Raw genomic sequence first — 20,455 nt, forward strand, 5'->3', positions numbered from 1 at the left:
TTAGGCGCCAGACCCGTGCGCTTCCTCGTCATCCCCCTGATCAACCTGCTGGTACTGTTGAGGGTCCTCCTGGGCCTCCCGTTCCGCCTGCTGGGGGCTCGGAGCCGGCCGGCCCATGTGCGCTTCCGGTTGGCGGGGAACCCCCCCTACCGGGAGCGGACCCGGCGTTCCCGCCTGCCCCCGAGCCTGGGAGGGCAGGGCCGTCCCGAGCCGGCCACGGTGACCTCGTTGGAGTCCTTCCGCGAGGCCCTGGCGCTGCTGGCGAAGGACCCGAAGGTGAAGGGCATCCTCCTGATACTGGAGGACCTGGAGGTGCCGCCGGCCAAGCAGGAGGCGTTGGTGAAGCTGCTCGGGGACTTCCGGGCGGCGGGCAAGCGGGTGGTGGCGTGGGCGGTGGGGGTGGACAACGTGGGCTACCAGGTGATGTGCGCGGCGGACGAGGTGCTGCTGTCCCCAGCGGGCCGGTTGGATCTGATGGGCTTCGCCGCGGAGGCCACCGCGCTGGGCGAGGGCCTGGGCCGGCTCGGCATCAAGGCGCACTTCTTCCGGCGGGGCGCGTACAAGACGGCGCCGGAGCTCTACACGCACGCGCACGTCTCGGACATCCAGCGGCAGACGCTCGAGTCCTTCCTGGACGAGCGGTACGTGGACCTGGTGGACAGCGTGGCGCGGGGGCGGCGGCGCACGCCGGAGGAGGTGAGGGCGTGGATCGACGCGGGCCCCTACAGCCCGAAGCGCGCGGCGGCGGCGGGCCTCATCGACGGGATGTGTGACGAGGCGGACCTGCCCGCGCGGCTCGGGGGCAAGCCCGAGGGCAAGAAGGACGACGAGGACGAGGACGACGAGGGCCTGGAGCCGATGCCGATGTACCGGGCGCGGCTGCCGTGGCCGCCGGTGCGGTGGCGTCCGCTGCGTCCGAGGCCGCGGCTGGGGGTGGTGCCCGTGTCGGGGATGATCGTCCCGGGCAAGGGGACGCCGGGGCGGGCGGCGGGCTCGGATACGGTGGTGAAGGCGCTGCGCGCGGCGGGGCGGAACCGGAGGGTGAAGGCGGTGGTGCTGTACGTGGCGAGCCCGGGAGGCTCGGCGGTGGCCTCGGAGCTCATCCTGGAGGCGGTGCAGCGGGTGGCGAAGAAGAAGCCGGTCATCGCCTTCATGGATCAGGTGGCGGCGAGCGGCGGCTACATGGCCGCGCTGGGAGCCCGGGAGCTCTGGGCCACGCCGCACGCGGTGGTGGGGTCCATCGGCGTGTTCGCGGGGAAGTTCGACACCTCGGAGCTGATGGAGAAGCTGGGAGTGCACCGCACGCTCATCACCCGGGGAGAGACGGCGGGCATGTACTCGAGCGCGCGGGGCTTCACCGAGCACGAGCGGGCCTTGATGGAGCTCGAGATGGAGGAGACGTACCAGGCCTTCCTCGAGCACGTGGCGAAGGCGCGGGGCCGGACGAAGGAGGAGATCCACGCGCTGGGAGAGGGGCGGGTGTACAGCGGCACGCGGGCGCTGGGGCTGGGGCTGGTGGACAAGCTGGGAGGCTTCGAGGAGGCGTGCCGCCACGCGATGGATCTGGCGAAGGTGCCGGCGGGGCGCTTCGAGCTCCAGATGTATGGGGGAGGGGATCGAGGCTTCTCGCTGCTGAAGCTGTTGCTGGGCAACGCGTGGGCGGGGGTTTATGCCTTCTGTCCAACGGCGTGGAGCCTGCTGGGGTTCAAGGGAGGGGAGCGTTTCGAGTAACCTCCCGGCCCGCATGGCGCGCCCCTGTCCCCTCTGTGAGAACCAGCCGCTGCGGCCCTTGCGCGTCTCCCATGTGGAAATCGACACCTGCCCGGGCTGTCACGGTCTGTGGTTCGACCGGGGCGAGCTGGAGCGTTTCCCGGATCGACCCTCGGTGAGGAGCTTCCTGGCCATGAAGGGGCAGACCTTCTCGAGGTGCCGGAAGTCGGGGCACCCGGTGGGCCGGGCGGAGGCGGTCTGCCCCACGTGCCGGAGCGAGCCCATGCGCTGTCCGGCCTGCACCGGGCGTCTGCGGCGGGTGGTGACGAGCGCCAGCCCCGTGGACGTGTGCCCCTCGTGTGAAGGGGTCTGGCTGGACGCGGGCGCCTTCGAGGCCCTGGCGGGTGTGACGGACACGCGGCCCCCGCCCACGTCTCCGGTGATGCCTCAGGCGCGGCCCTCCGCTACGGTCGCGGCGGCCATGGAGTGCTCGCGCTGCGGGGTGGGGCTCCAGGTCTCGGAGGCCTATGCGTACGATGGGGATGTGTATTGCGGAGCATGCCGGCCGCCGGGCTCCGTCTCGGGGGCGGCGATGAAGAAGGGCACACCGGGAGGCCCGTTGCGCAGGGTCCTGGGAACGCTGTCCATGTTGTCCCTGGCTGTCTCCGGGGTGGTCACGGGCTGTGCCCACACGCCGGGACCCTCGGAGGTGGCGGCGTCCTACGCCCAGGCATTGGAGGAGAACCGGCTGGCGGACGCCTCCGCGCTGACGAGCGTCCCCCCGGAGGCCCGGCCCGCGTTCCTGGAGCACTACGGAGACGCCTCGGTCCGTCAGGCCCGCGCGAAGGAAGTGCGCGAGGCCCTCCCTCGGCTCCAGGCGCGAGCCCCGGCCCTCACGCTGATCCAGGAAAAGGAGGGCTGGCGGGTCGTCGAGGAGAAGCCCGAGGACGCACCCCGGGCGGCCTTGAAGGGATTCCTGGACGCGGTGAAGGCGGGCGATTGGAACAAGGCCTGGTCGCTGCTGAGCGATCCCCTGCGTGCCCGCTACACCCCCGAGCGCCTGCGCGAGGACTTCAAGCGCGAGCCCCTGTCGGCCGAGCGGGTACGCCGGGCGCGGCTCGCCCTGGAGGGGGACGTGCGGGTGACGGCGTCGGGGGCGGAGTTCCCGCTGGGGGCGGACCGGGCGGTGCGGCTGGTCCGGGAGGCAGGCGAGTACCGGGTGGCCGCGATCGAATGAGAAGCGGTGCAACCAGGGGAACGACAGATTAGAGGAGGTTGACACCGGGGGGTCCGCTGGCTATTTCCGCGCCCTTCCGTGGGGGGTCCCCCAACCCCCCGGATTCAAAGGATTCAGGTACACAGATGAGTGTTTCCGAGCGCGACATCCTCGCGGCGATGTCGAAGGTGATGGATCCCGAGCTGCACATCGACCTCGTGAAGGCCGGGATGGTGAAGGACGTCCGCGTGGACGGGGACAAGGCGAAGCTCAAGATCGAGCTGACCACGCCGGCGTGCCCGATGAAGGGGAAGATCCAGGCGGACGCCGAGGCGGCGCTCAAGCAGGTGCCAGGGCTGAAGACGTTCGACATCGAGTGGGGCGCGCAGGTGCGCTCGGCGCCGCAGGGCATGGCGCAGGGCCAGGCGATCCTCCCGCAGGTGAAGAACGTGATCCTCGTGGGTGCTGGCAAGGGCGGCGTGGGCAAGAGCACGGTGTCGGTGAACCTGGCGGCGGCGCTGGCGCGCGAGGGCGCGAAGGTGGGCCTGCTGGACGCGGACTTCTATGGCCCCTCGGTGCCGCTGATGACGGGCATCACCGAGAAGCCGGTGAGCCCGGATGGCAAGACGCTGCTGCCGCTGGAGAAGCACGGGCTGAAGGTCATGTCGATCGGCTTCCTGGTGGAGGCGGATCAGGCGCTCATCTGGCGCGGGCCCATGCTGCACGGGGCGCTGATGCAGCTGGTGCGCGACGTGCGCTGGGGCGAGCTGGACTACCTGGTGCTGGACTTGCCGCCGGGCACGGGTGACGTGGCGCTGTCGCTGTCGCAGTCGGTGAAGGCGTCGGGCGCGGTGCTGGTGACGACGCCGCAGGACGTGGCGCTGGCGGACGTGGTGCGCGCCAAGCAGATGTTCGACAAGGTGCACATCCCGGTGCTGGGCATCGTGGAGAACATGAGCCAGTTCGTGTGCCCGCACTGCTCGAAGGCCACGCCCATCTTCAACCGGGGCGGTGGGCACAAGGCGGCGCAGATGTTCAGCATCCCGTTCCTGGGGGAGATTCCCCTGGAGCTGAAGATCCGCGAGGCGGGTGACGCGGGCGTGCCGGTGGTGCTCAGCGCGCCGGAGAGCGCCGAGGCCCAGGCCTTCGTGGCGATGGCGCGCAACATCGCGGGCCGCGTGTCCACCGAGAACATGCGGGTGGCGGTGAAGCTGCCGGTGATACGCTAGTCACCCCCCATCACCCGAGGACCCCTATGGCGCCCGGCAAGGCCCCCGAAGACGAGACCGACGACTTCGACCCGTTGCTCGGAGACGAGCCGGAACGGGAAGAGGGTTCTCGCGCGGGCTTCGTGCCCGAGTTCGTGCGCAAGGTGGCGGTGGCGGGACTGGGCGCCCTCTTCATGACGGAGGAGGGCATCCGCTCGCTGGCCGGCCAGCTGAAGCTTCCCAAGGAAGTGCTCGGCTACATCCTCGGGCAGGCGGAGAAGACGAAGGACGAGGTGGGCCGGGTCGTCTCCGAGGAACTGCGTCGCTTCCTCCAGTCGGAGAAGCTGCGCGACGAGCTGCTCAAGGTGGTGTCGGGAATGACCATCGAGGTGAAGGCGCAGATCCGCCTGGTGCCTCACGAGGAGCAGGAGCAGGGCGAGGCGGGCACGCCGGGCCGGGCCAAGGTGACGGTGACCGAGTTGAACACGCGCCGCGGCGGCAAGAAGACCGCGGCGAAGAAGGAGTGAGGGCGTGGAGGGCGGCGAACGGCGGAACTGGAAACAACACCCTCTGCTGAGGCGGCTGCCCTTCCTGTTGCTGGTGGCGCTGGGCTTGTGGCTGTGGAAGGGCGTGGACGCTCCCGAGCGCGAGCTGGTGTGGCGGTTCGAGGGCCCGGGCTGGAGTGAGATCCGGGCGCTCGACTTCCAGGTGAAGAACGCGGAAGGCGAATTGGTGAAGCGCGAGACGCGCTCCTTCCAGGCGGGCGGTCCGCTGGGCCTGGTCTCCCTGGTGGTGGAACTCCCCTCGGGGACGTACGAGGTGTGGGTATTCGCTCGGGGTGAAAGTGGACCATCCCGGCCCCCTCTCGTGGAGCGCCTGACACTCCAGGACGAGGACACACGCTCCGAGAGGGGACTGCGGTTCCCGTGATCCGTTGACCGGTAGGGGAGCGGGGGCTATAGCGCGCCCGGTTCCTCGTTTACCGAGCAAGGGGTCTCCCATGGCATCGGAGCACATCATCGTCGTCGGGGCAGGGCAGATGGGGTCGGGCATCGCCCAGGTGGCGCTGCAGGCTGGCCTGCGGGTCACCCTGGTGGACGTCTCGAAGGAGGGTCTCGCCAAGGGTGCCGAGCGCATCAAGGCGGGCCTGAAGAAGCTGGTGGAGAAGGGCAAGCTGGACGCGGCCAAACTCGAGGCGGCGACCGCGAACCTGGCCACCGCCACGAGCGCCACCGAGGTGAAGGACGTGGACTTCGCCGTCGAGGCGGTGACGGAGAACGAGGACCTCAAGCGCCGCATCTTCGTGGAGCTGGACGGCGTGGTGAAGCCGGGCGGCATCCTGGCCACGAACACCTCGTCCATCCCCATCACGCGGATCGCGGCGGCGACGAAGCGCCCCGAGAACGTGATCGGCATGCACTTCATGAACCCGGTGCCGGTGATGCAGCTGGTGGAGCTGATCCGGGGCGCGGCGACGTCGGACGCGACGTACCAGACGACGAAGGCGCTGGCGGAGAAGATGGGGAAGACCACGGTGGTCTCCAAGGACTTCCCGGGCTTCATCGTGAACCGCATCCTCATCCCGATGCTGAACGAGGCCTGCTTCGCGCTGCAGGAGGGGCTGGGGACGGCGGAGGACATCGACACGGCGATGAAGCTGGGCACCAACCAGCCCATGGGCCCGCTGCAGCTGGCGGACTTCATCGGCCTGGACACGGTGCTCTACATCGCCGAGGTGCTCCACAAGGGCCTGGGTGACGACAAGTACCGCCCGAGCCCGCTGCTGCGGCAGTACGTGGACGCCGGCTGGTTCGGCAAGAAGAGTGGCCGCGGCTTCTACAAGTACTGAACCCCAGACCCAGGCACCCTCACCCCGACCCTCTCCCGAGGGGAGAGGGGAAGGGCGCGCGATACCAGGACACAGGTGCCCCAAATACCCCTCTCCCGCCGGGAGAGGGTCGGGGTGAGGGTGCCTGTCACCGTCTTCCCACCCTGAGGATCCCCACATGGCCTACGAGAACATCCGGCTGGAGACCGAGGACGCGATCGCGATCCTCACCATCGATCGTCCCAAGGCGCTCAACGCCCTCAACAGCAAGACGCTCCAGGAGATCGAGTCCGCGCTCAACTCCCTGCCCGCCACGGCCCGTGCGCTCATCATCACGGGTGGCGGCGACAAGGCCTTCGTGGCCGGCGCGGACATCGCGGAGATGGCGTCCATCGGCGCGGCGCAGGCGCGCGAGTTCGCCGCCCTGGGCCACCGGGCCTTCCAGACGCTCGAGCAGCTCCCCATCCCCACCATCGCCGCGGTGAACGGTTTCGCGCTCGGTGGCGGGTGCGAGCTGGCCCTCGCGTGCGACCTCATCTACGCCTCGGAGAAGGCGAAGCTGGGCCTGCCCGAGGTGAGCCTCGGCGTCATCCCGGGCTTCGGCGGCACGCAGCGGCTCACCCGCGTGGTGGGCAAGATGCGCGCGAAGGAGCTCGTCTTCACCGGTGAGCGCCTGGACGCGGCCAAGGCCAAGGAGATCGGCCTGGTGCTCGACGTGCTCCCGGCGGATCAGCTCCTGGCCCACTGCAAGGCGGTGGCGGGGAAGATGCTCAAGAATGGCCCGCTGGCCATCTCCCAGGCCAAGCGCGTCATCGAGTTCGGCGCGGATCAGGATCTCCGGGCGGCCAACGAGCTGGAGCGCCAGGGCTTCGCGGTGCTCTTCGGCTCGGAGGACCAGAAGGAGGGCATGAAGGCCTTCCTGGAGAAGCGCGCGGCCAACTTCACCGGCAGGTAATCCGGTAGAGGAAGGCTCCCCGGGGTGCCCTGGGAGCCTTCGGGCAGACTAATGGGCGCGGCAACAGACGCTTGCCCGCCCCTCTTGCAATCGCTGTTCCCGGGCGCGTGGCCCCGTATATGTACCTCCGCGCCCTTCTTTCCCCATCAGGAGTGCCATGAACTTCGAGCTGACCGACGTCCAGCGCGAGATCCAGCGGATGTGCCGCGAGTTCGCCGCGCGCGAGCTGATCCCCAACGCCCGCAAGTGGGACGAGACGCACCAGTGGCCCACCGACGCGGTGAAGAAGCTGGCCGAGCTGTCGCTGTTGGGCGTGGCGGTGCCGGAGCAGTACGGCGGCGCGGGTCTGGACAACGTCTGTTACGCGGTGGCCATGGAGGAGATCAGCCGCGGCTGTGCCTCCACCGGCGTCATCATGAGCGTGAACAACTCGCTCTACTGCGATCCGGTGATGAAGTTCGGCACCGAGGCGCAGAAGGCCGAGTTCCTCACGCCGTTCGCCCGGGGCGAGAAGCTGGGCTGCTTCGGCCTCACCGAGCCCGAGGCGGGCAGCGACGCGGCCTCGCAAAAGACCGTCGCGGTGCGCAAGGGTGACGAGTACGTCATCAATGGCTCGAAGAACTGGATCACCAACGGCCCCAAGGCCGACGCCATCGTGCTCTTCACGATGACGAACAAGGAGGCGGGCAACAAGGGCATCACCGCCTTCCTCGTGCCCACCAACACCCCGGGCTTCATCCGCGCCGAGCCGGACAAGAAGATGGGCATCAGCGCGGCGCACTCCTGCAGCATGTTCTTCGAGGACATGCGCGTGCCGGCGAAGAACATGCTCGGCAAGGAGGGTGACGGCTTCAAGGTCGCCATGAGCACGCTGGACGGTGGCCGCATCGGCATCGCGTCGCAGGCGCTCGGCATTGCCCGCGCGGCCTTCGAGGAGGCGGTGCGCTACTCGGGCGAGCGCAAGACGTTCGGCAAGTCCATCCGCGAGCACCAGGCCATCCAGTTCATGATCGCCGACATGGCCACGGAGATCGACGCGGCCCGGATGCTCGTGCTGCGCGCGGCGCTGCTCAAGGACAAGGGTGTTCGCCACTCGACCGAGAGCGCCATGGCCAAGTTGTATGCCAGCGAGATGGCCAGTCGTGTGGCCAACAAGGCCCTGCAGGTCCATGGCGGCATGGGTTACTCCAAGGAAATGGATGCCGAGCGCCACGTGCGTGACGCGCGCATCACGGAAATCTACGAGGGGACGAGCGAGATCCAGCGCATCGTCATCTCGGCCAACCTGTTGAAGGACTAGGAGTCGAGCCGTCCATGATGAACCGTTCCCTGTTGATGGTGGTGGTGCTCGGGTCGGGCCTGGCGTTCGCGCAGGGCTCGCCCGCGAAGAAGGGCGCGTCCGCCAAGGACATCGCTCCCGAGGCGGCTGCCCCCGCACAGGAGAAGAAGAAGGCGGAGCCGGTGCGGCCTCCGCCTCCGGACATCAGCCGGCTGCCCTTCACCCCGGACTCCATCCGCGAGGTGATGCAGTACCACTCGCGTGACGTGCAGGACTGCTACGAGGAGCTGCTCGCCACCAAGGGCAACAAGGTGGAGGAGGGCCGCATCATGACGACCTTCACCATCTCGCCCGACGGCTTCGTGCGCAACGCGAAGGTCGCCAAGGCTGGCACGACGATCAAGGACTCGCGGCTGCACGAGTGCGTGGTGAACGTGCTCTCCGGCATCAACTTCCCGTCGCCTCCGGATGGGCGCGAATACCCCATCGAGTACCCGTTCAACCTCAAGGCCATCAAGTAGGACACCCGCTCCCGTGAATCTCGAGCTCACCGAGACGCAGACGCTCATCCGCGACACCGCCCGCAAGTTCGCCCGCGAGCGCGTGGCCCCCCAGGCGCGCAAGTTCGACAGGGAGGAGTTCTTCTCCGTCGAGCTCTTCAAGGAGCTGGCCTCCCTGGGGCTCATGGGGGTGAACATCCCCGGCCAGTACGGTGGCGCCGAGGCGGGCGTCGTCTCGTACTCCCTGGCGATGATGGAGATGGCGGCCGCGTGTGCCTCCACCTCGGTGGCCATGGCCGTCACCAACATGTGCGGCGAGCTCATCTACAAGTTCGGCACCGACGCCCAGCGCGAGAAGTTCGTGACGAAGCTGACGTCGGGCGAGGCGGTGGTGGGCTCGTTCGCGCTCTCCGAGTCCCATGCCGGCTCGGATCCGCGCGCCATGCGCACCACGGCGGTGCGGCGCGGGGACAAGTGGGTCATCAACGGCAGCAAGCAGTGGATCACCTCCGGCGCCTACGCGGGGGTGATGGTGGTGTGGGCCCTCACGGGAGGGCAGGGGAACAAGGGCATCTCCGCCTTCATCGTCGAGGGCGGGACCAAGGGCCTCATCATCGGCAAGCACGAGGACAAGATGGGCCTGCGCGGGTCCAACACCGTGAGCCTCACCTTCGAGGACATGGAGATCCCCGCGGACAACCTCCTGGGCAAGGAGGGGGACGGCTTCAAGCTGGCGATGATCGCGCTGGACGGTGGGCGCATCGGCATCGCCTCGCAGGCGTGCGGCGTGGCGCGGGCGGCGCTCGAGGCCTCCATTCGTTATGCGAAGGACCGCAAGGCCTTTGGCCAGCCCATCGCTGAGTTCCAGGGCCTGCGCTTCATGCTGGCCAACATGAGCACGGAGCTCCAGGCAGCCGAGCTGCTGACGCTCCGGGCCGCGAACCTCAAGGAAGAGGGCAAGCCGTTCACCCGCGAGGCCTCCATGGCGAAGCTGTTCGCCAGCGAGATGTCCAACCGGGCGGTGGACAAGGCCGTGCAGATCCACGGCGGCTACGGTTACATCGACGAGTTCCCCGTGGAGCGCTACTTCCGCGATGCCCGGGTGCAGACCATCTATGAGGGCACCAGCGAAGTGCAGCGCCTGGTGATCGCCCGCGAGACGTTCAAGCTGCTCGACTGAACGCCCGCCCCCGGGCCGAGGGCCCTGGACCCCGTGCTGGGGGGTGATGGCGCGGCTACCCATGGGGTAGCACCTTCTCCTCTGAGTCAGGCGCCAGCAGGCCTGGCGACCTGGCCCACCGGATGAGGGTTCTGGTGGGGTGGGGGTGCCCGTTCCACTGGGGCCGGATTATCAAGACTGTGAACAAGTACCGCGTGCTCGCTTGACTGCCGGTGTAACCGGTGTCTAGGGTGCGCGCCTTCGAGTCAACTCCGTTGTGGAATTGGCTCGCGGGCCACTCGTAGCTCCCCGCGAGTGGCTGCCGTCAACCACCGGGGGCAGCTGTACCAGTTTCGAAGGACTCCCAATCTCATGCAGCAGAATGTGAACCAGCAGATCGGAGATGTTGGCGACGAGGATTTTGCCGCGATGTTCGAGGCCTCGCTCAAGGAGCGTGGCGGAGATGGCATCCTCAAGGAGGGCGAGATCGTCAAGGGCACCGTCGTTCAGGTGACCAAGGACTTCGCCATCGTCGACATCGGCTACAAGTCCGAGGGCCAGGTTCCGATCTCCGAGTTCACCAGCCCTCGCGGCGAGGTCTCCGTCAAGGCGGGCGACCCTGTCGAGGTCCTCCTGGAGAGCCGCGAGAACGATACCGGCATGGTCGTCCTCTCCAAGGAGAAGGCCGACAAGATGCGCATCTGGGACGAGATCAGCGCCGCTTGCGAGCGCGATGAAATCGTCAAGGGCACCATCGTGGGCCGTGTGAAGGGTGGCCTCTCCGTCGACATCGGCGTGAAGGCGTTCCTCCCCGGCAGCCAGGTGGATATCCGCCCGGTGCGCAACCTCGACCAGTACATCTCGAAGGAATTCGAGTTCAAGGTCATCAAGTTCAACAAGAAGCGCGGCAACATCGTGCTCTCCCGCCGCGTGCTGCTCGAGAAGCAGCGCGAGGAGATGAAGAAGGAGACCCTCAAGAACCTCAAGGAGGGTGCGGTCCTCAAGGGCGTGGTCAAGAACCTCACCGACTACGGCGCCTTCATCGACCTCGGCGGCATCGACGGCCTCCTCCACATCACCGACATGTCCTGGGGCCGCATCGGTCACCCCAGCGAGATGTTCAACGTGGGTGACGAGGTTCGCGTCGTCGTCCTCAAGTTCGACCCGACGCAGGAGCGCGTCAGCCTGGGCCTCAAGCAGATCCAGGAGGATCCGTGGCACCGCGCCGACGAGAAGTACCCGGTCGGCACGCGCGTTCGCGGCAAGACGGTCTCCATCACCGACTACGGCGCGTTCATCGAGATCGAGCAGGGCGTCGAGGGTCTGGTGCACGTGTCCGAGATGTCCTGGACCAAGCGCCTCAAGCACCCCAGCAAGATGCTGGAGGTCGGCCAGGAGGTCGAGGCCGTCGTTCTCGACATCGATCCGAAGGCCAAGCGCATCGCGCTGGGCATGAAGCAGATCGAGCAGAACCCCTGGACGCTGCTCGAGGACAAGTACCCGATCGGCTCCGTCATCAAGGGTCAGATCCGCAACGTCACCGACTTCGGTGTGTTCGTCGGCGTCGAGGAGGGTGTGGACGGTCTGGTGCACGTGTCCGATATCTCCTGGACGGTGCGCATCAAGCACCCGGGCGAGATGTTCAAGAAGGGCGACGAGGTCGAGGCGGTGGTGCTCAACATCGACGTCGAGAACGAGCGCTTCAGCCTGGGCATCAAGCAGCTCCAGCCGGATCCCTGGGACACCCTGTCCGAGCGGACCCCGGTGGGCAGCCGCGTGAAGGGCAAGGTCACCAAGGTGACGGACTTCGGCGCCTTCGTGGAGATCGAGCCCGGCATCGAGGGCCTCGTGCACGTCTCCGAGCTGAAGGAGGAGCGCGTCGAGAACCCGCGTGACGTGGTGCAGGAGGGCCAGGAGGTCGAGGTCAAGATCATCGACATCAACACCCAGGACCGGAAGGTCGCTCTGTCGATGAAGGCCCTGATCGGCGAGGGCGAGGACTACCGCGAGTACCTCCGCCGCCAGGCCGAGGGCTCCAAGGCCCGCCTCGGCGACGTGATGGCGAGCAAGCTGAAGAAGTAGTCAGCTCCGCCCCTCACGCGAGGGACACATACGAGCGGCCGGGCTTCCTTCGGGGGGCTCGGCCGTTTGTTTTTCCACGTTTCGACGCGCCGTGTCATGAGCCGATTCCGAGGAGTCCTCGGAGCCAGAAGCCCATCTCTCGGGACAGTGGACGCTCCGGCTTCAGGGCAGGCAAGGAGGCTTGACCCTCCTACAAGCGGCGGTGATAAGGGCCCTCCCGAGCGTTATTCGAAGTCATCTCCAAGCATCCCAAGGAGGCAGTTCATGGCTCGTGAAGTGGTCATCGTCGGCGCGGCGCGTACCCCCATCGGGGCCTTCCAGGGCGCCCTGTCCAAGCTGACGGCGCCGCAACTCGGCGCGGTTGCCATCAAGGCGGCGCTGGAGCGCTCGGGCGTCTCCCCGGATCAGGTCAACGAGACCATCATGGGCTGCGTGCTCCAGGCGGGCGTGGGCCAGGCCCCGGCGCGTCAGGCGGCCATCTACGCCGGCATCCCCGAGAGCGTTCCCGCCGTCACCATCAACAAGGTGTGCGGCTCGGGCCTCAAGGCGGTCATCGCCGGCGCCCAGGCCATTGCGCTGGGTGACGCCGAGGTGGTGGTGGTCGGCGGCATGGAGTCCATGAGCAACGCGCCCTACGTCAGCCACGCCCTGCGTGGCGGCGCCCGCATGGGCAACGTGGAGTTCAAGGACGCGATGATCCTCGACGGCCTGTGGGATCCCTACGGCAACGTCCACATGGGCAGCTGCGCCGAGGAGTGCTCCACCAGCCAGGGCATCAGCCGCGCCAACCAGGACGAGTACGCGCTCGAGTCCACCAAGCGCGCCATCGAGGCCCAGAAGGCCGGTCTGTTCACCCGGGAGATCGTCCCGGTCACCGTGCCCGGCGGCAAGGGCGGTGACGTGGTGGTGAGCGAGGACGAGGGTCCCAAGAACGCGAAGCCGGAGAAGATTCCCTCGCTCAAGCCCGTCTTCAAGAAGGACGGCACGGTGACGGCGGCCAACGCGTCCTCCATCAACGACGGCGCCGCGGCGCTGGTGCTGATGAGCGCCGAGCGCGCCAAGGCCGAGGGCCGTACCGTGCTGGGCCGGATCACCGGCTACGCCGGGGCCGCCCGCAAGCCGGTGGAGTTCACCATCGCTCCGGCGGACTCCATCAACAACCTGCTGAAGAAGACCGGCCACAAGACCACCGACGTGGACCTGTGGGAGATCAACGAGGCCTTCGCGGTGGTGGCCCTGGCCAACAACAAGCTGCTCGGCCTGGACGCCTCGAAGGTGAACGTGCGTGGCGGCGCGGTGGTGCTCGGCCACCCGATCGGCGCTTCCGGCGCGCGTCTGCTGGTGACGCTGGTGCACACGCTGCAGGACACGAACAAGAAGCGGGGCGTGGCGTCGCTGTGCATCGGCGGCGGCGAGGGCATCGCGCTCATGGTGGAGCGCTAGTCCAACGCGGGACGAAACTCCCTCTCCCCCTGGGAGAGGGGCGGGGTGAGGGTCTACCGGCCCTCGCCCCGTTCTCGTAGGAGGGGTTCATGAACAAGATCATCGCGAGCGCGGACGAGGCCGTCCGCGACATCCCGGATGGCGCCACGCTGATGAGCGGCGGCTTCGGGCTGTGCGGCAATCCCGAGAACCTCATCGCGGCGTTGCACCGCAAGGGGACCAAGGGACTCACCATCATCTCCAACAACTGCGGCACCACCGAGCTGGGCCTGGGGATTCTCCTCAAGGCCAACCAGGTGAAGAAGATCGTCGCCAGCTACGTGGGCGAGAACAAGGTCTTCGAGCAGCAGATGCTCTCCGGGACGCTCGAGGTGGAGCTCAACCCGCAGGGCACGCTGGCCGAGCGCATCCGCGCCGGTGGCTGCGGCATCGGCGGCTTCTTCACGCCCTCGGGCGCGGGCACCGAGCTCGCCAAGGGCAAGGAGACGCGGATGATCGACGGGCGGCTGCACGTGCTCGAGACGCCGCTGAAGTCTGACTTCACCATCGTGCGCGCCTGGAAGGCGGACACCTGGGGCAACCTGGTGTTCCGCAAGACGGCCCGCAACTTCTCGCCGATGATGTGCATGGCGGGAAAGGTCACCATCGTCGAGGCCGAGCACATCGTGCCCGCCGGTGAGATCGATCCGGATCAGGTGCACCTGCCCGGCATCTTCGTGCACCGGATCATCCAGTCCAAGAATCTCGAGAAGTGGATCGAGCGCCGCACCGTTCAGAAGAAGGCCTGAGAGGACGCCATGCCCCTGACCCGTGAGCAGATTGCCCAGCGCATCGCCCAGGAGCTGCGCGACGGCTATTACGTGAACCTCGGAATCGGCATCCCCACGCTGGTTGCCAACTACATTCCGAAGGGCATCGACATCATGTTCCAGTCCGAGAACGGCATTCTCGGCATGGGAGCCTGGCCCGTGGAGGGCGAGGAAGATCCGGATCTCATCAACGCCGGCAAGGAGACGGTGACGGTGGTGAAGGGCGCCGCCTTCTTCGACTCGGCGCTGTCCTTCGGGATGATCCGCGGCGGCCATGTGGATCTGGCCGTGCTCGGCGCCATGGAGGTGAGTGAGGAGGGAGACCTCGCCAACTGGATGATCCCCGGCAAGATGGTGAAGGGCCCCGGTGGCGCCATGGATCTCGCGGTGGGCGCCAAGCGCGTCTTCGTGACCATGGAGCACGTCAACAAGGAGGGGAAGCCGAAGATCCTCAAGAAGTGCTCCCTCCCCATCACCGGCCTCAAGTGCATCAACCACATCGTCACCGAGTACGCCCTCATCGACGTGACGCCCCAGGGCCTCGTGCTGCGTGAGTTGGCCCCCGGCGTGACGGTGGAGCAGGTCCAGGCCATCACCGAGCCCAAGCTCAAGATCGCCCCGGACGTGCGTGAGATGAAGATCTGAGGCCCTCGGGTCTCGCGCCGTTCCCGCCGCGGTCCTCGAGCACGGGGCCGCGGCGGAATACCCCGGCCGCCGTGGAGGTCGAATAGGGATCCATGCTGCCGGATACCCCCGTTGAATTGACGATCGAGCGGCTCGGGCAACTCGGAGAGGGTGTGGGTTCGTACGAGGGCCGCACCGTCTTCGTGCCCGGCACCTTCCCCGGCGAGCGCGTGCGCGTGCGTCTGGAGCAGGAAGGCAAGGTGATGCGTGGCCACCTGCTCGGCGACGTGCTGGCCCCCAGTCCGGACCGGCGGCGCTCGCCCTGTGGCCTGAGCGCGCGCTGTGGCGGGTGCGACTGGCTGGAGTTGTCCGAGTCGGCTCAGCGTGCCGCGAAGCAGGAGATCGTCCTCTCCGCCCTGGAGCACCTGGGCAGGCTGAAGCGGGACGGCTTCGCGGTGCGGCCCCTGCTGATGGCGCCCACGGAGTTCGGCTACCGGCGGCGGGCGGTGCTGCACTTCCTCAAGGACGAACTGGCCTACTTCGGGCGGCGGAGCCACGACCGGGTGCCGGTGGACGAGTGCGGCGCGCTGGTGCCGGTGCTCGCCGGGCTGCCGGGGAAGCTGGGGCCGTTGCTCAAGCCGGTGTCCCGGGACGCGGAGGAGGTGCACCTGCTGGCCGAGGGGGGCAAGGCGGCCTTCGCGGTGATGTTGAAGGGGCAGGCGACGCCCCGGCACGTGGAGGCGTGCGACAAGGCGGTGCGCGCGCTGCGGCTGGAGGGGGCGGTGCTGGTGCCGAAGGAGGGCTCGCCGCGCATCATCGGCAAGCCGGTGCTGCGCTCGCTGTCGCCGCTGCGGCCCGAGGTGCCGCTGTACCTCCGTCCGGACGCCTTCTCCCAGGCGCATGCGGAGGCCAACGTGGGCCTGGTGACCTCGGCGGTGTACGAGCTGGCCCCGCGTGAGTCGGATGCGGTATTGGAGTTGTACTCGGGCAACGGCAACTTCACGTTCCCGTTGGCGGCGAGCGCGGCATCCGTGTTGGGCGTGGAGTCCTCTCCGGCGTCGGTGGAGTTGGCGCAGCGGAGCGCGCGGGAGGGTGGGGTGGCCAATGTTCGGTTCCACCAGGGGGATGCCCGGAAGGTGTGCGAGGGCCTCATCCGCGAGGGCAAGCGGTTCGACCTCGCGCTGGCGGACCCTCCGCGGACGGGGGCACCAGGGCTCGCCCGGTGGCTCAAGGCCCTGGGGGTGAGGCGGGTCGTGTACGTGGCGTGTGATCCGGGCTCCCTGGCCCGGGACGCGGCGGGATTGGTTGAGGCGGGTTACAAGCCGCTGGCGCTCCAGGTGGTGGACATGTTCCCCCAGACGCACCACGTGGAGTCCGTAATGTCTTTCGAGCTGCCCGCATAGGTGCTGGCGGCTCTCAGGAGTCTGTTTTGGAGATCTTCAAGGAGTTCACCTTCGAGGCGGCCCATCGCCTCCCCAATGTGCCCCCGGGACACAAGTGTGCCCGGCTGCATGGCCACTCCTACCGCGTGACCCTGCATGTACAGGGTCCGGTGGGTGCGGACTCGGGTTGGGTGATGGACTTCGCCGACCTCACCGAGGCCTTCAAACCGCTGCACGCCCAGCTCGATCACTACTACCTCAATGAGATCGAGGGGCTCTCCAATCCCACCAGCGAGAATCTGGCGCGGTGGATCTGGCAGCGCATGCGGCCTCTGCTCCCGCAGCTCTCGCAGGTGATGGTGCGGGAGACCTGCACCTCGGGCTGTATCTACCGCGGCGAAGCCGAGTAACTCGAGATCACTCTCGCAGCAGGATCCCTCCGTCGATCACCAGCTCGCTGCCGGTGGTCCACGGCGCGGCCAGCAGGTGCACCACCGCATCGGCCACTTCCTCGGGTTTTCCGAGCCGTCCCAGCGGATGCAACGCCCCCAGCGTGGACAACTGAGTTGCGATCCTCCGCTCGAGTTCCTCGCCCTGGGGAAGCGGCTCACCGGGAGCCAGGCGCGGGGCCCGGACCATCTCCGTGTCCACCACTCCCGGGCAGACGGCGTTGGCTCGGATTCGCCGCGCGGCGCCCGCGAGGGCCAGTGAGCGCATGGCCGCCAACAACCCCGCCTTGGCCGCGCTGTACACGGCGCTGGTGGGCAGCGGCCGCAGGGCGAGCGTCGAGGCGATGAACACCATTCCGCCTCCGTCCTCCAGGAGCGACAGCGCCTCCTCGCCCAGACGCAGCGGGGCCACCAGGTTGATCTCCAGTTGGGCTCGCAGGGCCTCCTCGGAGATGTGACCGGGAAGCTGGTGTTCCACCACTCCCGCCGAGTGCACCAGTCCATCCAGTCCGCCCAACGCGTCACGGGCCTTCGCCAGCAGGCCCGAGCGTTCGGAAGCGGAGGCGAGGTCGCAGGGCAGGGCCACCGCCTGACCGGGCCAGGCGCGGGCCACCGCCTCCAGTCGCTCCACCCGGCGTCCCGTCACCGCCACCCGGCCTCCGGCCCGCAGCAGCGCCTCGGCCACCGCGAGGCCCATGCCGCTGCCCCCACCCGTCACCAGCACCTTCCGGGTTCCCACGGGCCGGGTGCTCATCACCGCTCGACCTCCGCTTCCAGGGTGCTCGCCGCCGCCGGGTAGTACGCCCGGCCCTCCACGGGCACCAATCCACCCGAGGGCTCCGGCACCTCCACCTCGTCATCCGGAATGAAGGCCGGACGGTCCACGCACAGCACCGTCTGCTCGATCGCCTTCGGATTGTCGTAGCGGTGCGGAAGGTGCTTCGGCCACCGGAAGCCCGTGCCCGCCTGCACCGGCCGGCCCTGGAGCAGCAGCCCGTGGCCGAGCACCAGCTCGGACTCGTTCATCACCCGGTGCTCGTGGGTGGGGATGGTGCGGCCCGGAGCGATGCGCAGCCGGTAGATGCCCACGTGCTCGTCCTGGAAGAGGATGTCCACCCGCCCGAAGGGCTTGTCCTCCTGCTCGTACTGGTACTCGTCCGCGGTGCGGTGCACCTGTAGCGAGGCGAGGCCCGCCCGGCCCAGGGCCTCCGGCTTGGACAGCCGTAAGGTGACGGCCCGCACCGGAGCACGCGCCGAGTCCTCCGTCGGCGGGGCGAGGATGTAGCGGCAGAGGGCCTCGGCGGCCGTCTCCAGCATGCGGAAGTCGGCCGACTCCAGGAGGAAGCGCAGCTCGCCGGACAGTCGCGCGTAGTCCACCGTGTCGCGGAGGCTCCCCTCGGCGGCGGCCTTCCGGGTGTCCAGATAGAGCGCCACGTCGAGCTCCAGCGGCTGCGGCGTGCCTCGCTCGGCCGGGTACACCCCGACGATGCAATTCACCGGGAGCTGGCGCAGCTCGATGACATCCAGCGGGCGGCCCCGCGCGTCGCGGGGGGCGGATGCGAAGGCATCGGAGGAAAGACGGTTCATAGCTGGGCGCTCCGGGCTCCATCCACGGCGATCACCTGTCCGGAGATATAAGGGGCCTCGCGCGCCAGGAAGACCACGGCCCGGGCCACGTCCTCGGCGGAACCCTCCCGCCCGAAGGGGATGCGGGCGAGCATGGCCTGCCGGGTGGCCTCGTCGAAGTCCTCCGGGAAGATGACCGTGCCCGGGGAGATGGCGTTCACCCGCACCCGGGGCGCGAGCTCCACCGCCAGCGCCCGGGTGAGCGCTAGCAACCCGGCCTTGCTGGCGGTGTAGTGCGCGTAGTGGCTCGTCACCCGCTCCGCGGCGATGTCGGTGAGGTTCACGACCAGCGGCTGGGGAGCGGAGCGCAGCGCCGGGAGCAGTGCCTGGGTGAGGAAGAAGGGCGCCTCCAGGTTGATTCCCATCATCCGGTGGTACTGCTCCCGGGTGATGTCCTCGAAGGCCACCCGCTCGTAGATGCCCGCGTTGTTCACGAGGACGTCGACGGCCGGGTGGGCCTCGCGCACGGCGGTGGCCAGCGACTCCACCCCCTGGGGTGTTCCCAGGTCGGCGCGGTGCAGCGTGACGGAGCGTCCCAGGGCACGGGCCCGGGTGGCGGCCGCCTCGGCTCCCTCGGTCGAGCGGTGGACGTGCAGGACCAGGTCGTACCCCACCTCGGCCAGCGCCAGGGCGATGGCCTTGCCGAGCCGGATGCCGGCTCCGGTGACGACGGCTGTTGGCATGAATGTCTCCCTCGGGTGTTCCGCGTGCGGGGCGGATATACAGGAGAATCGGGGCAGGGTAGAGGCTGGTAGAACGCTGGGTGGAGAGGTTGCCGACCACATGGACGCACGCATCGTCGAATTCGCCGAGGTCCTCCGCCAGAACGGGGTGCGTGTGAGCACCTCCGAGGTGTCGGACGCGGCGCGTGCCACCGCCGAGGTGGGCCTCGAGGACAAGGCCATCTTCCGCTCGGTGCTGCGGACCACGATGGTGAAGCGCCACCAGGACGTGGACGTCTTCAACCGGGCCTTCGACTTCTTCTTCTCGGGGGCCGCCAAGACGTTCGAGGCGCTCGACAAGTCCCTGGCCCAGCAGATCAAGGAGCAGGGGCTCATCGAGGGCGACAACCTGACGATGCTCCTGTTCCAGATGAACCAGCTCTTCCCCGAGCTGTCCCCGCTGGCCCAGGCGGCCCTCATGGGGGACCGGGCGAGGCTGGCGCAGATCTTCCGCTCGGCCACGTTGCAGCTCGACTTGTCGCAGATGCAGAGCTCGATGCAGACGGGCTTCTTCTCGCGGCGGCTGATGGTGGCGGCGGGGATGGATCGGGCGCGCTCGGAGCTGAAGGCGTTGGAGGAGGAGCTGCGCAAGCGGGGCCTGCCGGCGGAGGGCGTGGAGATCGTCTCACGCCACGTGGCCGAGGCCATGCGCAAGGTGGAGGACGCGGCGCGGCGCGAGGTGAAGCGTCAGGCCGAGGCGCGCATCCGCAAGCCCACGGGCGGGGTGGTGGACAAGCCGCTGCACCAGCTCAGCCAGGCCGAGGTGAACCAGATGGAGGCGGCGGTGAAGACGCTGGCCGAGAAGCTCAAGGCCCGGCTCGTCCGCAAGGAGCGCTCGAAGCGGAAGGGGGCGCTGAACGTGCGCCGCACGCTGCGCCGCAACCTTCCGTGGGGTGGGGTGCCCATGGTGCCCCTGTTCCGCGCCCGCCGCCCCGAGCGCCCCGAGGTCGTCGTCCTCTGTGACGTCTCGGACTCGGTGCGCAACGCCTCGCGGATGATGCTGCTCTTCACGTACACGTTGCAGTCGCTCTTCGTGCGCGTGCGCTCGTTCGTCTTCGTGTCGGACGTGGGCGACGTGACGCAGTACTTCAAGGAGCAGGAGGTGGACAAGGCGATCGACCTGGCCACCATGGGGCAGGCCGTGTCGCTCACCGCCAACTCCAACTACGGCCGGGCGCTGGCCATGTTCACGAGGGATCAGCTCGGCAGCATCACGCGCCGGACCACGGTGATGATCATCGGGGACGGCCGCAACAACTACAACGCGAACAACGCCTGGGCCCTCAAGGACCTGAAGCAGAAGTGCAAACGGCTCCTGTGGATCTGCCCCGAGGACCGTCCCAACTGGGGCTTCGGGGACAGCGAGATGCTCACCTATTCGAAGGAGTGCCACCAGACGGTGGTGGTGAACTCCGTGGCCGAGCTGTCCCGCATCGCGGAGCAGCTCGTCCCCGCCTGAGAGA

General features: G+C 68.3%; 20 protein-coding genes. 17 read left to right on the forward strand and 3 right to left on the reverse strand.

The annotated features are described in order from the left end of the window. Nucleotides 1-15: 15 nt before the first annotated feature. The 16 genes from sppA (at nt 16) to queD (ending at nt 16,605) form a co-directional block, all read left to right on the forward strand. Nucleotides 16-1,731, forward strand: coding sequence for a signal peptide peptidase SppA (gene sppA, locus BO221_RS14120; protein ID WP_073560982.1), 1,716 nt, complete (start codon nt 16-18; stop codon nt 1,729-1,731). A gap of 13 nt (nt 1,732-1,744) precedes the next feature. After that, the gene (locus BO221_RS57610; RefSeq protein WP_158079840.1) at nt 1,745-2,947 is read left to right on the forward strand and encodes a zf-TFIIB domain-containing protein; all 1,203 of its coding nucleotides are present in this window, start codon (nt 1,745-1,747) and stop codon (nt 2,945-2,947) included. 125 nt (nt 2,948-3,072) lie between these two features. Then, complete coding sequence (locus tag BO221_RS14140; RefSeq protein ID WP_073560983.1) at nt 3,073-4,155, forward strand: Mrp/NBP35 family ATP-binding protein; 1,083 nt, start codon at nt 3,073-3,075, stop codon at nt 4,153-4,155. 26 nt (nt 4,156-4,181) lie between these two features. Further along, nucleotides 4,182-4,661, forward strand: coding sequence for a hypothetical protein (locus BO221_RS14145; RefSeq protein ID WP_073560984.1), 480 nt, complete (start codon nt 4,182-4,184; stop codon nt 4,659-4,661). A gap of 4 nt (nt 4,662-4,665) precedes the next feature. After that, complete coding sequence (locus BO221_RS14150) at nt 4,666-5,064, forward strand: hypothetical protein (RefSeq protein WP_073560985.1); 399 nt, start codon at nt 4,666-4,668, stop codon at nt 5,062-5,064. A 70-nt stretch (nt 5,065-5,134) separates the two neighbouring features. Next, nucleotides 5,135-5,983, forward strand: a complete 849-nt coding sequence (locus tag BO221_RS14155) for a 3-hydroxyacyl-CoA dehydrogenase family protein (protein ID WP_073560986.1) — start codon at nt 5,135-5,137, stop codon at nt 5,981-5,983. Nucleotides 5,984-6,140: 157 nt separating this feature from the next. Beyond that, nucleotides 6,141-6,917: an enoyl-CoA hydratase-related protein gene (locus BO221_RS14160; RefSeq protein WP_073560987.1), complete on the forward strand. Its 777-nt coding sequence runs from the start codon at nt 6,141-6,143 to the stop codon at nt 6,915-6,917. A 157-nt stretch (nt 6,918-7,074) separates the two neighbouring features. After that, nucleotides 7,075-8,217, forward strand: coding sequence for an acyl-CoA dehydrogenase (locus BO221_RS14165; protein WP_073560988.1), 1,143 nt, complete (start codon nt 7,075-7,077; stop codon nt 8,215-8,217). A 14-nt stretch (nt 8,218-8,231) separates the two neighbouring features. Beyond that, a complete protein-coding gene (locus tag BO221_RS14170) occupies nt 8,232-8,717 on the forward strand; it encodes an AgmX/PglI C-terminal domain-containing protein (RefSeq protein WP_369864877.1) in 486 nt (161 codons plus the stop codon). Between the two features lie 13 nt (nt 8,718-8,730). Continuing rightward, nucleotides 8,731-9,876, forward strand: coding sequence for an acyl-CoA dehydrogenase family protein (locus BO221_RS14175; RefSeq protein ID WP_073560989.1), 1,146 nt, complete (start codon nt 8,731-8,733; stop codon nt 9,874-9,876). A gap of 351 nt (nt 9,877-10,227) precedes the next feature. Next, nucleotides 10,228-11,937 (forward strand): 30S ribosomal protein S1, encoded by a 1,710-nt coding sequence (locus tag BO221_RS14180; protein ID WP_073560990.1) that lies wholly within the window; start codon nt 10,228-10,230, stop codon nt 11,935-11,937. Between the two features lie 264 nt (nt 11,938-12,201). Next, entirely contained in the window at nt 12,202-13,380 is a 1,179-nt protein-coding gene (locus BO221_RS14185) for an acetyl-CoA C-acetyltransferase (protein ID WP_073560991.1), read from the forward strand. Nucleotides 13,381-13,469: 89 nt separating this feature from the next. Further along, nucleotides 13,470-14,168 carry a CoA transferase subunit A gene (locus BO221_RS14190; RefSeq protein WP_073560992.1) on the forward strand — a complete coding sequence of 233 codons (699 nt, stop codon included), beginning with the start codon at nt 13,470-13,472 and terminating at the stop codon, nt 14,166-14,168. A 9-nt stretch (nt 14,169-14,177) separates the two neighbouring features. Continuing rightward, complete coding sequence (locus BO221_RS14195; RefSeq protein ID WP_043390924.1) at nt 14,178-14,834, forward strand: CoA transferase subunit B; 657 nt, start codon at nt 14,178-14,180, stop codon at nt 14,832-14,834. Between the two features lie 92 nt (nt 14,835-14,926). Next, nucleotides 14,927-16,216, forward strand: a complete 1,290-nt coding sequence (locus BO221_RS14200) for a class I SAM-dependent RNA methyltransferase (protein WP_073560993.1) — start codon at nt 14,927-14,929, stop codon at nt 16,214-16,216. A gap of 26 nt (nt 16,217-16,242) precedes the next feature. Then, complete coding sequence (gene queD, locus BO221_RS14205) at nt 16,243-16,605, forward strand: 6-carboxytetrahydropterin synthase QueD (RefSeq protein ID WP_073560994.1); 363 nt, start codon at nt 16,243-16,245, stop codon at nt 16,603-16,605. A 7-nt stretch (nt 16,606-16,612) separates the two neighbouring features. Here queD and BO221_RS14210 read toward each other — a convergent pair whose 3' ends face one another. The 3 genes from BO221_RS14210 to BO221_RS14220 are packed head-to-tail and all read right to left on the reverse strand — an operon-like array spanning nt 16,613 to nt 18,953. Then, nucleotides 16,613-17,398 (reverse strand): SDR family NAD(P)-dependent oxidoreductase, encoded by a 786-nt coding sequence (locus BO221_RS14210; protein WP_073560995.1) that lies wholly within the window; start codon nt 17,396-17,398, stop codon nt 16,613-16,615. After that, nucleotides 17,398-18,231, reverse strand: coding sequence for a dihydroneopterin aldolase (locus BO221_RS14215; RefSeq protein WP_073560996.1), 834 nt, complete (start codon nt 18,229-18,231; stop codon nt 17,398-17,400). Before BO221_RS14215 ends, BO221_RS14210 begins: the two co-directional genes overlap by 1 nt. Continuing rightward, nucleotides 18,228-18,953, reverse strand: coding sequence for an SDR family oxidoreductase (locus BO221_RS14220; protein WP_073560997.1), 726 nt, complete (start codon nt 18,951-18,953; stop codon nt 18,228-18,230). The genes BO221_RS14215 and BO221_RS14220 overlap by 4 nt, the downstream gene beginning before the upstream one ends. A gap of 100 nt (nt 18,954-19,053) precedes the next feature. Here BO221_RS14220 and BO221_RS14225 point away from each other — a divergent pair, with 100 nt between their 5' ends. Beyond that, the gene (locus BO221_RS14225; RefSeq protein WP_073560998.1) at nt 19,054-20,451 is read left to right on the forward strand and encodes a VWA domain-containing protein; all 1,398 of its coding nucleotides are present in this window, start codon (nt 19,054-19,056) and stop codon (nt 20,449-20,451) included. Nucleotides 20,452-20,455: the final 4 nt, after the last annotated feature.

Source organism: Archangium sp. Cb G35 (assembly GCF_001896145.1).
Lineage (GTDB): Bacteria > Myxococcota > Myxococcia > Myxococcales > Myxococcaceae > Archangium > Archangium violaceum.